Below are 13,031 nucleotides of genomic sequence, written 5' to 3'. Positions count from 1 at the left end.
CCACCATTTGTTTTTTAAATTCTGAGGTAAAGGTACGTCGTTGGTGTTTTGGCATTGTAGAGATCCGCTCCTTAGGATGATAGGTTTATTCTACATGCCCTTATTTTTTCTGTCCAACTTAGTGTAGCCGATCCAAGGCCCATGATTATCATAATTAAGGACGAATTTGGATTCGGGTCTTTGGTTGGAGAGGAATAAGCTGGTTCATATAAGTTCTAACAACTCTGTCGTATAGATTACTTACTTTCGGTGCCCTAATACTGATCACTAAAGCGTAGGGTATCGGCTTAGGGTCATCTTGAGGCATTCCCTCGTACCTATTATGATAGTATATATCAAAACAAGGGTCTTTTAATGTACTTGCTTGAAATCGTTGAGATGCCTTGAGACAAGGCTCCCATTTATGCCCTTCTTCCCTCAATTCGAATTCGCTTATTTTCATGTTTTTTGCATTGAAAAATGACTTGGTAGCAGCATGGGCAGATACCTTCCCGTTATCGTAAGTGTTAAATTTGTCCGAGTTAGGTCTGAATGCGATTTCCAACCCGGCTCTTGTATAAGCATTCGGAAAACTAGGATCAACTTCAGGAGAAATTACCAAAGTCGCATCAATTGTGACGAACCCCGTTAGATTACCATCTGGAAGGGGGACTGGCGCCCTTAAATGTTCTTTAACAGGTAATTGACCTTGAAATATTACTAATGCCTCATCATCATCACATGTTATCAGGCGATCGTAATCTGTTTCGAGTCTCCCCCAACCTACTTCAACCGGGCTATGGATGCCTCTATCTGCACGATGTAATAACAATGCCCGCAAAGCCATTGCTCCAAAATCGTTCCCCAATTGTGCTTTTACAGCAACAGCAGTACGAAGCGCGTATGGGGCAGCAAAGCTTGTCCCAGCCACTCCTGCGGCATTAATTCCACCTGTGCGAGATGTCAGAACAAAGAACGGATTATTATTGTCTCCACCAAACACAACGCCATCCGGTTTCACAACACCTGGTCGACGACCCGGACCAACACAGCTATACGCTGTCCTCTTCCAAACTGGAAGTCTATCGTTGTCACACGCACCAATACAAAGGACATTTACTGCATCCGACGGAGGTTGAACTCGATTCAAGCCACTAAGTGGGTCCCTTTGTCCAGCATTACCAGCGGCTACCGTGGCAAATGTGTTCCCTCCTGCCAGACGAGTATCAAGGTCAGAAGTCCATCTAGTCACGTCGTCGTCATCCACGGGAATGTCCGGCCCTAAGCTTATATTCATAAAATCGTATGGCTGATTTGCTTTCTTTGCATCATCTAAAACTTCAAGTATGCGATCTAACACATCGTAGTATTCAAAATCGCCCCCTGTACCAGTCCGATCATCTAATACACGAACATGATCAATATGACATAATGGGCGTGAAGCTGGACTTTGAAGATTCAATGGGCCGAACAAAAGCGCCGAAGTAACATTTAATCCGTGTTCCGAGAGCTCCGGTACAGGATTTGCAAGAGAAGCAGGCTCAATATAGTTAACCCAGGGCGTAACTGGATTGTTTTGTGGTAACCCCCCATCAAATATAACAACACGCAATGATGGGTCTAAGGCCACTTCAGTTGGTAAATTCACTTGGTAATATTGATTACTCCGTGTAGGCCCAGGATGTAAAGGACGCATAGTGGGCATCGCTCGAACAACTCTGATAAAAGAAAACATAGCCAGCTTCTTCGCAATATTTTTATCTGCGTATACGGGAATGAAGGTAAGTCCCTTTGTTTGTTTCGCTCTTTGAACAACCGCTTGGGCTCCTAGTTTCGTAGCAAAATCCATAAACTGTTCAATTACTACAGGATTCTCAGTATCATGCAGCACAACCTCTAGTACTATATCGTTTGTTGTATCTGGTAATGCCTTTATCTTTTGCTCCGACGAAAAAGCCGTTAGTTCCTCAAAATGCGTTAAATGTTTAGAAACGTTCGAGAGAACCCAACCATTTAAATTTTCGGACCATGAAGAAAATGCTTTTCGAGACCCCATTACTAATAGCTCATCTGTTATTGCTTCCTCAGGATGCTTCGTTATCCCCCACTCACGTGGTTTAATTTTTTTTGTTCTTCCGCCGACAGCTCTAAGTCCCACACTATTGAGTAAGTCGGATGGAAATTCGCTCTTTGAAACATACCTCGGATGCAATGCTATAATGGCGGTAACTTGATCGTTAGGACAAGCTTCCGAAGGTAAGGTTTGAAACTGATTGTTTGCAGCTCTCAACCAAGTTGCCACTTGCCATTTTGCTGTATCAAAATCATACGGCGGATTTTTGTCTCCCCCACCTGACTTAATTGTTACAGGAGCCGTAAGCCGCTCCCCGTATCCAAGAAGGAAATTATTCTCTCTAGCCACCAATTTCACCTTACCTTTCGAATTTATGTCTTAATTTTTTCTGCTCAAGTATTTTCTCAACGTATCTCTCGACACGCCAGTTATATCGGAAACACGCCGCTGTGACAAACCGGTGTCTAACAATTTCATCGCGATCGCTAACTTTTGCTCCCGTTCAGCGTTTAAAATTAGTCTTGCTAAAAGTTCTTCCATCATAATCTCTAACGGCTTCTTTTGGACGACACTCTCTCTCCTTATCGAATTAATCTGTCTAACCACCTCAGCATACGAATTGCCCTCCAATACGGTCGATAGCACTTCAACCAAAGTCTCTCCTTGCTTTGTAAGATCAGCCATTAAAGATTTTATTGTCGTATTTATTTCGTTCGATGACGGGTGCGGAAAACGTACCACCCGCTCAAAACGCCTCCACACAGCTGGATCAAGTAAATCAGGGTGATTAGTGGCAGCAATTAATACCCCATTTGCAGGCCAATCATCAATTGCTTGCAACAGGACTGTTACCAACCTTTTTAGTTCTCCGACTTCTGAATCGTCATTCCTCCGTTTGGCAATTGCATCGAATTCATCTAAAAGTAATACAGAAGGCGTTTTTTGAGCATAATTCAACACCGCCCTTATGTTGTTTCCGGTCTTACCTAAAAAACTACTCATTACAGCAGCAAGATCCAACGTAAGCAATTGTCTTTCAAGGTGTGAAGAGAGCCAACGCGCTGCTAATGTTTTACCTACCCCTGGAGGGCCGACAAATAATATTGACCTCGTGGGTGCTAAACCCATCTCCATTAGTTCGTTTTCATGTTTGCGCTCTTCAATCACTGATATAAGTTCCCTATTTACAGTTTCAGGCCAAACAGGCTCTTGATCAAACACAATTGATTCTCGTCTAAGTAGCTCTAACTTACTATCTACATCTATTGGAACCGGTTGTTGCTTAGCGTCTCTAACTGCAATACCGCTCTTCTCCTCATATTGAGACAGTAACTTTTTTATTGCCTCTGCGCTTTCTGGATTGGCTTTCATAAGACTTCGAAGATTTTTCCGAGCTAATGCCACAACTTCTTGTGGTCGCCCTTCTAAAGCCAACCTCAACAGATGGACGTACTCACCTATAAATGAACTCAATTTAGTCCACCTTCCATCCCTTATTTTAATTATGTTATATTACCATATGGACTAAATTATAATACATAATCAATAATTAGTCCACAATTTTGTTCGCAATTTTGTTCGCACTAATTTTTCAGTTACCAGACGAAGTGTTGAAAAGTACAAATTGTATTATTTCACCTGGGTATACGTGATACTCGCAAAAGCATAACGAGGTTCGCCTTCCTCCTGTCCGTTTGGAACTTCCGCCATTCAATCTACTTTAACATTGAATTCAAGCCTTGAAGGACAGATAATCCTACATGGACCTGCAAGTTTTTATAAAATCACTCATTACGCATCCATCCATAACCACACTGCAACACGCACTATTATCTGAAGATAATTGGTTACAACTGCGATTAATCAGCGTAAAATGAATAAATAGTACTTTAGTAGCATACGCGGAGACAAGGGGGGTGCTGGTGTGCAAGCCATAGAAGATATTCATCGTATAGGCAATTATTTCACGAAAGGGAGTACCGTCTTCTACTTCAATAAAGCGGCCTTGCCGGGTAAAAATCTTCGGGTATTTATTTATATCCGGGTATCGACAAAGTTGCAGGAATATAGATTCTCGCTTAAAGCACAAATACAGGAATTAGTACAGTACGCCCATTCAATGGGCTGGATTATCGTCGGCATTTACCGCGACGTAGATAGCGGCGGCAAACTGGATAAGGCAGGCCTTACGCAGATGCTGGACGATGTAGACGATGACAAAGGCGACGTAGTTTTGTGTATTGACCAGGATAGACTTTCCCGCCTGGATACGGTTAGCTGGGAATACCTTAAAAGCCAGCTGCGCGAAAACAGCGTAAAGATAGCCGAACCAGGGAAGATAACCGATCTGGCCGACGAAGACGACGAATTCTTTAGCGACTTAAAAAACTTATTCGCCAAACGGGAAAAGAAGAAAATCGTTAAACGCATGATGAGGGGTAAGCGGCAGCGTACCCGCGAAGGTAAGGGCTGGGGTAAGCCGCCTTTCGAATACCTGTACGACAAAAATACCGGGAAGCATACTGTTAACGAAGCCTACAGCTGGGTTATCCCGACTATTGACGATCTGTACTTAAAACAGGGTTTAAGCGACGAAAAAATAGCGGAAGTGCTTAACGGTATCAAAAAGCCGCCGTCCGGGAAGCCCTGGAATAGCCAGCATATCAGTAAGCGCCTTACCAGTAAGGCCTATCATGGCGTTATGGAAAAGTCCTTTTCAAACGGCGAAACGATTGTAACCCCAGGCGTATACCCGCCTCTACGTTCAAAAGAAACCTGGCATAGAATCCAACTGAAACGAAAAGAGAAGTACCAGAGGCGTAACCCGATCTACCCAGCGCTTACGCGGAATATCGCGGTAACATGCGGCGATTGTGGTCGTAAGCTTTCGCTTAAACAAAGCGGCAGCATAAAATACGGCATACACTTTTATTACAAGCATGGACGCGAACATAAGCCCGACTACAGCCCAGACTGCGGAATGTCCATAAATTCGATTCGCATTGACTTTAATTTAATCCGGGCGGTTAAGGAAATACTGGACAACGAAGAAACAGCCCGACGCTATATTCAGTTCGAATACAACCCCCAGGACATAGAACAGCTTAACGCGGAAATAGAAGGCGTAAACAAGCAGCTAAACGAAGTACAGCAAATGTACGACAATCTGCTGGATTTAGTGCTTAAAGGCGGCGGGGGATTTTCCGGGGGCCTGCTGGAATCGAAGCAGGCAGAACTAGAAAGCCAGCGCCAGGTTCATACTGCCCGGAAGCGCCAGCTGGAAAACAAGAAAGAAGCCGTAATGCAGCAAATGTTTAACTACGTAGCTGTAAGCCAGTATTTCGAAGCGCTGCTATATCTTGACGAAGAAATGACGCCCCAGGAACAAATGGAGCTAATCGGGCGGCTGTTTCCATCCGGGGTCCTATACGAAGATAAGCTGGTCCTAAAGGCGTACCTTAACGGCGAAACGCCTTTCCCGGTTGTCGTACCTGTCGCACCTAACCCATTCGGCTACATGAACAACGGCGGCCCTAGGAAGAAACGCAGCACGAAGGCCAGCCTGGGATTAAAAAAGATCACAGAGGAAGTAAAAAAACAGTTTCTTTAAAATGCTGTTGCTATTCTGCCGAATATTTTATGGGGGTATCTTATTTATGGCTGAGATAAACGAAACACCGCTGCCGATAGACCGGGAATACATTTACAAGCGGGCAACGCTGCATAAAAAGATTAGCGAACTATCCTACCGCGACGCGGAAGCCGCCCTGGCATTCCTGCGGGAGTGGGCCGAAGGGAAAAAGCCTGTTTCGCAGCTGTGGGAAGAAGTCGCGGCAGCCCTGGGGGCCGGGGTATGAACGCCTACACTTACGCCGGATTGATTGAAAACCTGAAAATGCGCATGTAGCGCAGCAGATTATTTCCGACTTCGTTGAAGGTGACGTAAGAATGCCGGGTATTACCCAGCATTACCAGTGGCGACTTCGTCAACTGGAAGGCATGGGCGAAAAGGTACTAGCTGAAACGCTGCGGCGCGACTATGCCTACAAATTGAGGGGGCCGGGGTATGAAATTCACAGCGAAAGTTAGGATAGGCGGCGAAACGGCAGAAATTACGTACGATAATGGGAAGCTGTCAGGAAGCCCCGAAGCAGTACGCCGCGTAGAATTCCTGGCGCTGTCGCTGGAAGGTACACCTGTAGGGCCAGTTCCATCTGTGACGTTCACGAATCATTTAGCCTGCCCGCTGTCTACCAGGGTCATTATAGAAATGGCATATAACGGCCAGGTTAAATTTAGCGGAAAAGTGCCGCGCGTACCGCGAACGCCGAAGGGCGCAGTAAATTAATCGAGAAAAGGTGAATAAAAATGAGCACATATTTCAAGAAACTAGATGATTTATCTATTAAAGACTTATTTACACTTGCTGAGAATGACGTTAAAGAAGATCAACACCATGAATACAAAAGCGATATTTCCCATCCAGATGCATTTTGCGCCGCTTCACTTCTCTTGCTAATACATATGGTGGTGATTTTCTACTAGGAATTGACGCACCTGAAAATGGGCCGATTAAACTATCGGGCATTTCTACGGAAGATACGGATAAAGAACTTTTAAAGTACATTAATATCTTACAAAATGGAGTAGAGCCTAAGTTACCCCAAGTACAAACAAAAATATTTGAAGTCGGAGAAAATCGATATGTATTCTTATTTAGAGTAGGTCGTAGCTGGCTTCGTCCGCATAGAGTAAAAGGGTCGTCGAAGTTTTATTCTCGGAAATCCAACGGTAAATTCCCATTAGACGTTTTTGAACTTCGAAATATGTTTTCTGAGACTACAGAGTTCTCCAAGAAGGTCAAAGAATTTAGAGAAGAAAGAGCATTAGAATATATGCTTGAATACAACAATTCTTCTCCATTTACTTTAATCCATCTTATTCCCATTACATGTTTCGAAAATAGGTATTCCCTAGATTTATCTTTAATTGAGAAACTACGCCTAGCACCAATTGCGAGTGCAGGTTGGAACCCAAGGATAAACTTTGATGGCATTTACTCCAACACATCAGATAATGCTTCAAGCATGCAAATTTTCAAAAACGGAATTATAGAAGGTGCTACGATACGCCTTACAAGAGAAGGTAGAATACCGTCAACTTATTTTGTTGAAAAAATAACTGAGTTTATAGGTCAAAGTATATCAAACTTTGAAATAATGGATATGAAGGAACCGTTTTATGTGTCAATATCAATGTTCGGAGTTGCCGGTTATGAATTTGCTGTTGATCCAATGAAATATTTCTTTTTTGAACAACGTAAACTAAAACAAGATAAGCTAATATTTCCCGAAATTTTAATCGAAGATAGAACAAAAAATTTAAAAGAACAGCTTCGCCCTATCTTCGATTCGCTATGGAATGCTTTTGGTCAGATGCGCTATAAAGAATAGTAAGCATAAATGTACCACGATCAACTTAAAAACCCGCGCAGGGGCTTCACAGCCTGCTACGCGGGTTTTCTTTTATTCCGCAATGTATGTCTTCTGTTCCGATTCTCTGCGCGTTACCGTTAGGACGTTCGGCATTTGGTACGCCGGGGGCAGCTTTACTTCGGGGCTTGTTTCTTCCAGGGCAGCCTTACGAATCGCTGCCAGGTCGTTATTGTACTGGTAATGATCTACCCAGGCCCATTCCTTGAAGTCAGATTCTTTAATCAGTTCCGGCCCCATTAAGCCAAAGCGTTCTTCTTTACCAGTGTACCGCAATACGGCGCTGGCTGTGCTGTGCTGGATATGCGCCAGGCTTTTGTTTACCTGGTGCATTTTGACGAATACAGTGGCCAGCGTGTCCGTATACCCCTGCATATGCTCTTTCAATTTGTCCAGCAGGGGCTGAAATTCTTCACGAAGCAGGCTGCCGTCGGCAATTCTGCGGCGAATTTCGGCCTGGACGTTCCTAAAGGCTACCGCCATGCCGTCCGGGTACGGCTTCTTCACAGCGTCCAGATTCGCCCGTAGGCGCTGTAATTTCGTTTCGGCGATATCTGCGGCCAGTTCCGGGTCCTCCAGGGCCTTTTCCAGCAGGGCGTTATACCGCTGGCGGGCCTGCTCTGCTTCCGCTTCTGCGGCTTCCAGCTGCCCGTTATCCGCTTCCTGGGCGGCTTCGAACGCTTTGATATTCTCCAGCATGTCTTCGTACGCTTTAATCATGGTTACATTCCTCCATTTTAATAGGTAAAGTTATCTTTACTTCTTTACTTCTTATTGCTGGGCGCTCTGTCCAGGCCATTAGGGAATGTTTTACCTTTGAATACACACTGAAATCAAAGAGGTGCATTTATGCGTGGATTCCAATACATTCGGGTTTCCGATGAGGAACAGGCTGTTGAAGGCTATTCGATCACAGCGCAAAAGGCCCTGCTAGACCGCAAATTTGCAGAGTGGGGCGCGACGGTCGCAGGGGTCTACATAGACGACGGGTATTCAGCTAAAGACATTCGCCGCCCCGATCTACAACGGTTGATGAACGACATTGCAACTCTTAAACCGGACTTTATTGCTTTCTGGAAGCTCGACCGCTGGACGCGGGCCGGGCGCGATTGGCACGCTCTTAATGATAAGCTCAAGCCCTACGGTGTTACCCTCCGCAGCGCAATAGGCGAAAATTTGAGCGAAGGGACAGCGTTTGAACGCTTCAACGTCGGGCTAAACGTGCTTTTAGGACAGTTCGAGAGGGAACAAATATCAGAGCGTGTCCATTTCGTCATGATGGAGCGACATAACAAAGGGCTGCGTAACGGCGCTAAACCTCCCTATGGGTATGACCTAAAAAACGGCCAGTTGATCGTGAACGAGGAACAAGCGGAAGTCGTACGGAAAATATTTAACTGGTACGCCTACGGTGACGAGAACGGACCATGTGGCTTTAGAGAAATCGCTGTCAAGTTGAATCGAGGTAATGGGCGGGAATGGACGTATTCAAGCGTCCGATATGCCTTAATGAACCCAGTCTATTGTGGTAAACTTCGCTGGAACTACCGTAAAGCTTCTGGCAAACCTACGGGGAAAGAAATAATTGTGGACAGCGATCACGCGCCAATCATTCCAGTTGAATTGTTCGAAAAAGTGTACGGTGAAATTGTGTCACGAAAAAGAGGCGGGAAAGCTGCAACAAGTGAATATGCTTTTTCTGGCGTCCTCAGATGCGGAAGATGCGGTAAGGCGATGGTTGGGTTTAGCCGCGGTGCGAGATTCTACCGATGCACAGGCCGGGCGAACGCCGGTACATGCGATATGCCAGCTATTCATTCGGGGAGGTTAGAGCAGGCTTTTCTCGCGTCGCTGGATTACGATTCCGACCAAGTGCGTAACCTAATCGACGTTCCAGACCGGTCCGACGAAGTAAAGAGCAGACGGGAAGCTCTCGAAGCAGAGATAGAGCAAATTCGAAAGCGTAAGAAAAAATGGCAAATGGCTTATGCGGACGACGTTATATCCCTAGAAGATTTACGGGAGCGTACCAGGGAAGACGCTGAACGGAAAAAGGAGATTTCGCAGGAACTAGCTACACTACCACAGGGGACTTCAAACGTTTGGTCAAAGGAAATGATTGCGGACATCCTTGTCGACGCCAAAGAGGCAATGCAGAGCGCGGATGAAGCCGAGAAGAAGGCATTTATTAGAGAGTTGTTCGAGAGGGTTACCGTTGATGCCGAGAAGCCAGAAGGAAAACCGGCACCTGGTCGCTACAGTATGCCGGTCATTATAGAGCTTGTTCCCCGTCAATCAAAATCGTATCTTTGAGATTGCCACGGATCGCCATACATGTGGTACCCGTTGCGCTCCCAGAATCCCGGCTTATCCTTCTCCATAAACTCGATGCCGCGGAGCCATTTGGCACTTTTCCAGAAGTACAGGTGCGGGACGACCATGCGAACCGGATAGCCGTGCTCAGGAGTCAACAGTTCGCCGCCGTGCTTGATGCCAAAGAAGCTGGTTTCTCGGGTAAAGTCCTCGATCGGCAGGTTCGTCGTCCAGCCCTGTTCCGCGTGCAGCATCACATAGCGCGCCTCCGGCTTCAGCTTTACGCGCTCCATAACGGTGGATACGGCAACGCCTTCCCAGACGTTATCCAGCTTCGACCAGGTGGTCACGCAATGGATATCGTTCTTATATTCCTGCCGCGGCAAGCTCATAAACTCATTATAGCTGAGGGTGATCTCTTCCTCCACCAAACCGAAAATGCGCAAATTCCATTTACTCATATCCCTGTAATAAGGCACGTCGCCGTAATGCAGCACCGGAAAACCGGTGGTCAGCGTCTGCCCGGGAGGGATGCGGTCCGCCAACGAAGCTTTGCTTTCCGATCGTTGTTCGAAGTTCATTAATTCTCACTCCTCTTCGTTAATTGACGCCTTATCTTATGACGCAGCGGGTAAAGTCACTTCCAATGCCTTTCCTGCATGGATGCCGCTTTCCATAACCATTGCGACTCCGTGATGCCCGATCATAAAAGCAATGATTACCTGTTTAATTTGTCCCGGATCGCAGAGAATCATTAACTTCCCGGCCGTCTTAACCGGTATTCATCGCTTGAGGCCCCGGAGGAAGCGCCGCACCGTATCATTACAATATGTTTACTATTTTCCAACCATCCAACCGGTACAACGACTATACGTCATTATGATAAGATAAATACGTTCACCGCTGCAACACACAAGCTTAACATCTGGGGGAATTCACTTTGAAATGGAAGTCCAAAGCGTTATGGCTCAGTCTCTCCATTATTGTGCTCATCACTTTACTGGGCCTTGCCGTTTATTTTGAATCTGCCGTCTATTTGTACGCAGCAAGCGCGCTTCCGGTTGTGATTGTGCCGCTGCTGCCCGATATGGCCAAGCATCGGTATGCGGATGCAGCCAAGAATAAAAACGTACGATTCGCCAAGCTCACGATCGGCGGCGATCCCATGCTCGCCATATCGTTTTCCCCGGGGTATATCCGTTGGAAACGGGCGACCGGCAAGCTGTATTTTCAATGGAGTCAAATCAGCGGGAATCCGGAGCTTGACGAAACTCCCGGCCAGGGGCACAAAGAAGCCTCTTTAACCGTGCTTCCCTTTGATTTGTCCGTTCATCCGCGTAAGCAGGGCTGGGTCGGCATCGATCTCGGCCAGCTCGCACAGCGCGCCGGCAGCCTGCCCTATACGGCAGGCGAGGTAACGCGGCTGCTGATTCGCATGAGCGATTTGGAAGCTGTGATCATGCCCGTTGCGCCCCAAACCGGGTTGCCCTCCGGCACCGGGAAACAGCTGCAGGTGTGATTCAAACATTCCTGCAAGTCAAATATCCCCTTCAGCCGCCGGCGATCCGCACAAGTAATGCCCCAATGTCCGCACCATTGCTCCCGTACCGCCTTGCGGCTCCGTCCCCCGTTCATTCCACAGCCATGCCGTGCCGCCGGTATCCAGATGCACCCAGGGAGCGTCTCCCGCAAAAAAGCCGATGAACAGCCCGGCGGTTATGCTGCCCGCCCAGCGGTCCCGCGACGCGGCGTTCTTAATATCGGCCACCCGGCTTTTCAGCATGTCGTGGTATTCGGGATAATTGGGAAACGGCCAAACCTTCTCCCCCGCCTGCCGCGCATACGACAGCAGCTCCTGCAGGAACGGCTCGTCGTTGCTTACTGCGCCGGTCGCTACGTCGGCAAAGCTTACGAGCACCGCGCCGGTCAGGGTAGCCACGTCAATGAGCCGGGTAGCGCCCAGCGCTTTGGCGTACAGCACGCCGTCCGCAAGCACGACGCGCCCTTCCGCGTCCGTATTCAGGATTTCAACTGTCTGCCCGTTCATGACGCTGATGACATCCCCCGGCTTGAAGGCGGAGCCGGACGGCATGTTCTCTGCGGCAGGGATGACGATCACCGCGTGAACTTGCGGCCGCAGCCGCCCCAAAACATGAATGAGACCGAGCAGCACCGCAGCGCCGCCCATATCGCTGATCATCTCTTCCATACCCTCCGGTTTTTTCAGGGAGATCCCGCCCGTATCGAACGTAATCCCTTTACCGACGAGGCCGATCACATCGGCGTTCTCCTCCTCCGTCCCGCGGTAACGGATGGCGATCATGCGCGGCGGGTTAGCGCTTCCCCCGCCGACAGCGGCCAGGCCGCCCATGCCCTGCTCGCGAATGCCGTGCTCGTCGAGCACCGTGCATTCCAGCCCGTAACGGGCGGCCAGGGTTTGCGCCTCGCGGGCGAGCGTCTCCGGCACCAGATAGTTGCCGGGCAGGTTCGTGAGGTCGCGCGCGTAATGCGTCGCCAGGGCCATGGCGTACGCCGCTTCCAGCGAGCGCTGCAGCCCGGCGCGCTCGTCCGCTGTCGCCCTGCCGCACAGCAGGGCGACTTCTTTCAGCGCGGGCGGCCGGGTCCCGCGCGAAGCGGCGAAGCTCGGCATGCGGTAGCAGCCGAGCCAGAGCCCTTCCGCGAGCGCGTACACGAGCTCGCGGACAGCCGCGCGCCCGGCGCGCGGCAGCGGCGCCGCCAGGCGCTCGAGCCCTTGGCCGAGCGCCGCACGCGCCGCGTAGACGCCGGCATCGCGCCAGGCGTCTGTGCCTTCAGCGCGGGCGGCCTCGCCCAGCCCGCACAAGAGCAGGGCCTGATAGCCCGGCATCAGGCCGAGCGTGGGCAGCGCCTCAGTCTCCCCGAGGCGGCCCGAGAACCGCCCGCGCGCCGCAAGCTCGCGGACCGCGCCGACGATGGCTGCCGGCACCTCCGTACCGGCAGCCGCCGTCCATGCGCCCGACTCCAGCTTCTCCCGCGTGATAAACACCGCGAGCGCCTGCGAAGCGTCCTCCTCCGCTTCGTTGTCTTCCCGCGGCTCATCCCAAACCGGACGAATCTTCATGCTGAGTTCTTGCGTCACCAACCGGTCAAGCGGTTCCACTTCATTCATCCCTCCGTCCCTGCGGGCACGTGTC

Annotated in this window: 11 protein-coding genes; 6 read left to right on the top strand and 5 right to left on the bottom strand. The window is 48.9% G+C overall.

The features are described 5' to 3' along the window. Window positions 1-154: 154 nt before the first annotated feature. Both BLT35_RS23770 and BLT35_RS23765 read right to left on the bottom strand, forming a co-directional pair. On the bottom strand, window positions 155-2,401 hold the full coding sequence (locus tag BLT35_RS23770) for a S8 family peptidase (protein ID WP_074729929.1): 2,247 nt from the start codon (window positions 2,399-2,401) through the stop codon (window positions 155-157). Window positions 2,402-2,431: 30 nt separating this feature from the next. After that, window positions 2,432-3,526, bottom strand: coding sequence for an AAA family ATPase (locus tag BLT35_RS23765; protein WP_062409819.1), 1,095 nt, complete (start codon window positions 3,524-3,526; stop codon window positions 2,432-2,434). Between the two features lie 451 nt (window positions 3,527-3,977). Between BLT35_RS23765 and BLT35_RS23760 the strand changes: the two genes are divergently transcribed. The 4 genes from BLT35_RS23760 to BLT35_RS23745 all read left to right on the top strand — a co-directional run bounded on the left by BLT35_RS23760 (window position 3,978) and on the right by BLT35_RS23745 (window position 7,506). Next, a complete protein-coding gene (locus BLT35_RS23760) occupies window positions 3,978-5,663 on the top strand; it encodes a recombinase family protein (RefSeq protein WP_062409820.1) in 1,686 nt (561 codons plus the stop codon). A 46-nt stretch (window positions 5,664-5,709) separates the two neighbouring features. After that, on the top strand, window positions 5,710-5,910 hold the full coding sequence (locus BLT35_RS23755) for a hypothetical protein (RefSeq protein ID WP_062409821.1): 201 nt from the start codon (window positions 5,710-5,712) through the stop codon (window positions 5,908-5,910). 209 nt (window positions 5,911-6,119) lie between these two features. Further along, window positions 6,120-6,401: a hypothetical protein gene (locus tag BLT35_RS23750; RefSeq protein WP_062409822.1), complete on the top strand. Its 282-nt coding sequence runs from the start codon at window positions 6,120-6,122 to the stop codon at window positions 6,399-6,401. A 145-nt stretch (window positions 6,402-6,546) separates the two neighbouring features. Further along, window positions 6,547-7,506, top strand: coding sequence for an AlbA family DNA-binding domain-containing protein (locus tag BLT35_RS23745; RefSeq protein WP_062409823.1), 960 nt, complete (start codon window positions 6,547-6,549; stop codon window positions 7,504-7,506). A 72-nt stretch (window positions 7,507-7,578) separates the two neighbouring features. Here the strand turns inward: BLT35_RS23745 and BLT35_RS23740 are convergent, their stop codons facing one another. Further along, entirely contained in the window at window positions 7,579-8,265 is a 687-nt protein-coding gene (locus BLT35_RS23740) for a hypothetical protein (protein ID WP_062409824.1), read from the bottom strand. Between the two features lie 129 nt (window positions 8,266-8,394). Here BLT35_RS23740 and BLT35_RS23735 point away from each other — a divergent pair, with 129 nt between their 5' ends. Further along, window positions 8,395-9,858, top strand: coding sequence for a recombinase family protein (locus tag BLT35_RS23735; protein WP_074729928.1), 1,464 nt, complete (start codon window positions 8,395-8,397; stop codon window positions 9,856-9,858). On the opposite strand, the gene BLT35_RS23730 is transcribed toward BLT35_RS23735, so the two are convergent. Further along, window positions 9,837-10,439, bottom strand: a complete 603-nt coding sequence (locus BLT35_RS23730) for a sulfite oxidase-like oxidoreductase (protein WP_074729927.1) — start codon at window positions 10,437-10,439, stop codon at window positions 9,837-9,839. The two genes, BLT35_RS23735 and BLT35_RS23730, sit on opposite strands and share 22 nt — an antisense overlap. Window positions 10,440-10,798: 359 nt before the next feature. Between BLT35_RS23730 and BLT35_RS23725 the strand changes: the two genes are divergently transcribed. Next, entirely contained in the window at window positions 10,799-11,377 is a 579-nt protein-coding gene (locus BLT35_RS23725) for a hypothetical protein (RefSeq protein ID WP_074729926.1), read from the top strand. Between the two features lie 18 nt (window positions 11,378-11,395). Here BLT35_RS23725 and BLT35_RS23720 read toward each other — a convergent pair whose 3' ends face one another. Continuing rightward, window positions 11,396-13,006 carry a leucyl aminopeptidase gene (locus BLT35_RS23720; protein ID WP_083351396.1) on the bottom strand — a complete coding sequence of 537 codons (1,611 nt, stop codon included), beginning with the start codon at window positions 13,004-13,006 and terminating at the stop codon, window positions 11,396-11,398. Window positions 13,007-13,031: the final 25 nt, after the last annotated feature.

The organism is Paenibacillus naphthalenovorans, from assembly GCF_900099895.1.
Taxonomy (GTDB): domain Bacteria; phylum Bacillota; class Bacilli; order Paenibacillales; family NBRC-103111; genus Paenibacillus_G; species Paenibacillus_G naphthalenovorans.
Note: the sequence above shows the minus strand (reverse complement) of the source record. Positions and strands in the feature narration are given on the sequence as shown.

Excerpts from the sequence above, each read along its gene's own strand:
- BLT35_RS23740 (WP_062409824.1), bottom strand. The coding sequence starts at position 8,265 with ATGATTAAAGCGTACGAAGACATGCTGGAGAATATCAAAGCGTTCGAA.
- BLT35_RS23750 (WP_062409822.1), top strand. The coding sequence starts at position 6,120 with ATGAAATTCACAGCGAAAGTTAGGATAGGCGGCGAAACGGCAGAAATT.
- BLT35_RS23730 (WP_074729927.1), bottom strand. The coding sequence starts at position 10,439 with ATGAACTTCGAACAACGATCGGAAAGCAAAGCTTCGTTGGCGGACCGC.
- BLT35_RS23720 (WP_083351396.1), bottom strand. The coding sequence starts at position 13,006 with ATGAATGAAGTGGAACCGCTTGACCGGTTGGTGACGCAAGAACTCAGC.
- BLT35_RS23755 (WP_062409821.1), top strand. The coding sequence starts at position 5,710 with ATGGCTGAGATAAACGAAACACCGCTGCCGATAGACCGGGAATACATT.
- BLT35_RS23735 (WP_074729928.1), top strand. The coding sequence starts at position 8,395 with ATGCGTGGATTCCAATACATTCGGGTTTCCGATGAGGAACAGGCTGTT.